Annotated in this window: 4 protein-coding genes; 3 read left to right on the top strand and 1 reads right to left on the bottom strand. The window is 76.4% G+C overall.

Features of this window, described 5'->3' with window-relative positions; translation table 11 throughout:
- A partial coding sequence (locus GSF22_RS33100) for a 4'-phosphopantetheinyl transferase family protein (RefSeq protein ID WP_307804513.1) occupies positions 1–468 on the bottom strand: 468 nt, incomplete at its 3' end.
- 15 nt (positions 469–483) lie between these two features.
- Here GSF22_RS33100 and GSF22_RS33105 point away from each other — a divergent pair.
- Genes GSF22_RS33105 through GSF22_RS33115 form a run of 3 tightly spaced genes read left to right on the top strand, consistent with a single transcriptional unit; the run spans position 484 to position 2,082 of the window.
- On the top strand, positions 484–750 hold the full coding sequence (locus tag GSF22_RS33105) for a phosphopantetheine-binding protein (protein WP_208817841.1): 267 nt from the start codon (positions 484–486) through the stop codon (positions 748–750).
- Entirely contained in the window at positions 750–995 is a 246-nt protein-coding gene (locus GSF22_RS33110; protein WP_208817842.1) for an acyl carrier protein, read from the top strand. The genes GSF22_RS33105 and GSF22_RS33110 overlap by 1 nt, the downstream gene beginning before the upstream one ends.
- Complete coding sequence (locus tag GSF22_RS33115) at positions 988–2,082, top strand: beta-ketoacyl synthase N-terminal-like domain-containing protein (protein ID WP_208817843.1); 1,095 nt, start codon at positions 988–990, stop codon at positions 2,080–2,082. Before GSF22_RS33110 ends, GSF22_RS33115 begins: the two co-directional genes overlap by 8 nt.
- Positions 2,083–2,140 lie beyond the last annotated feature (58 nt).

Consider the following 2,140-nt stretch of genomic DNA (forward strand, 5'->3'; position numbering starts at 1 on the left):
GATAGGTACCCGGCGGCGGAGCCCGCCGCCGGCCAGGCCGGTGCCGAGCGCCTTGCCGAGCGCCTCCTTGGCCGTCCAGAGCAGCAGGAACGCCCCGGACCGGTCGGCCTCGGGCCGTCGGTCCAGCCAGTCGACCTCCGTCGGGTGGAACCATCGCCCGGCCAGACCGGCCACCGCCGCCCGGCAGGGGCGCTCGACGTCGACCCCGACCGGGAGGTGGCGGCTGGCCGCCACCGCGACGACCCCCGGCGCATGACTGACGCTGACCCACAGCCGCTCGTCGGTGCCGGCCACCAGCCACGGCGCCCCGCCCGGGGCGTGACCGGTGCGGACCTCCGCCGCCGGCCGACCGAGCAGCGCCACCCCCGCCGCCACCAGCAGTCGCCGGGCCACCGCCTGCGGCGTACCGCTCCCGGCGCTGACCCAGACGTACACGGTGTCCAGATCGGATCCCGGTAGAGGGCTCACGGAAAGAGGTTACCCATGACCGACGACGTTCGGGCGTTCGTCATCGAGTCGCTGAAGGACATGAACTACGACGTCGACGACATCGACGACGACACCACCCTGGGCCCGGCCGGTGTCGACCTGGAGTCGCTGGCCCTGGCCGACCTGGCGACCCGGGTGGAGGACCGGTACGGCCTGCGGTTCGCCGACGACGAGTCGGAGAAGCTGGCGCTGATGACGGTCGGCGAGTTCACCGCGATGGTGGCCGGGCGGGTCGCCAAGGCCGCCGGCGGCGCGGCCTGATGACGGCGCACCCTCCGCTGCGGCACGCCGACCTGGTCGCCATGCTGGCCGAGATGACCGACCGGCCGGTGGCCGACGTGCCCGAGCGGGTCGGATCGATGGAACTGGCCTGGCTGGTGCACCAGGTCGAGCAGCGTTACGGACAGCACCTCGACCTCACCGACGACCAGTTGGCCCGGATCCGGACCGTCGACGACGCCCGGGAGGTGCTCGGCGCGGCGCTGGCCGCCACCGCCGATGGCTGAGCCGCCGTCGGTGGTCATCGCCGGCCTGACCGCGGTCAGTGCCCTCGGCCGGGAGGCCGACGCGCAACTCGCCGGGGCCCTCGCCGGCACCGCGACGTTCACCCCGGTCCGCCGGTTCGACGTCACGGACCGGCGGGTCCGGGTGGCCGCCACCCTGGACACCGTCGGGCCGCTCGCCGACGAACTCGCCGCCGTGGTCGACGGGGCGTGCGCCGCCGCCGGGCTCACCGCCGGACAGCGGGCCGGTACCGCCCTGCTGCTCGCGGTGCACGGGGGTGCCGGGGTACCGGCGCTGGCCACCGCGTTGGCCGCGCGGGCCGGGCTGGCCGGGGTACGGCGGGTCTACACCACCGCCTGCGTCTCGGCCGGTACCGCGGTCGCCGACGCGGCGGCCCTGGTCGCCGCCGGGCGGGCGGACCGCCTCGTGGTCGCCGCCGGTTACCTGGTCGAGCCGGACCAGTACGCCCTCTTCGACGCGGGCCGGGCGCTGGCCACCGACGGGGTGGTCCGGCCGTTCAGCACCGGTCGGAAGGGGCTGCTGCTCGGCGACGGGGTGGCCGCCGTGGTCGTCGAGTCCGCGGCGGCGGCGCACGACCGGGGGCACGCCCCGCTCGCCCGGCTGGTCGGCTGGGGGCGGGCCGGCGACGGGTACCACCCGTGCCAGCCGGACCCGTCCGGGGCGGGACTGGCCCGCGCGGTCACCGCCGCCCTCGGCCGGGCCGGACTGGCGCCGACCGACGTCGGCTACGTCAACGCCAACGCCACCGGGACCGCGTACAGCGACGCCTCGGAGGCGGCGGCGCTGCGCCGGGCCCTGGGGCCGGCCCTCGACCGGATCCCGGTCAGCTCCACCAAGTCCATCCACGGCCACGCACTGGAGGCGTCGGCGTTGCTCGAACTGGTCATCACCGTGCTGGCGCTGCGGCACGGCAAGCTGCCGGTCAACGCCGGGTTCCTCGGCGCCGACGACGCCTGCCCGCTGGACGTCGTCGTCGACGCCCCCCGGCCGGTCGGCACGCCGTACGCGCTGAGCCTCAACGCGGCCTTCGGTGGCGCGAACACCGCGCTGCTGGTCGGTGCCGCGTGAACACCCCCGACGGGCTGGTCGTCCTCGCCGAGGCGCACTGGCCGGAGGAGGGCGACGG

This window comes from Micromonospora echinofusca (assembly GCF_017614955.1).
Taxonomy (GTDB): Bacteria; Actinomycetota; Actinomycetes; order Mycobacteriales; family Micromonosporaceae; genus Micromonospora; species Micromonospora echinofusca_A.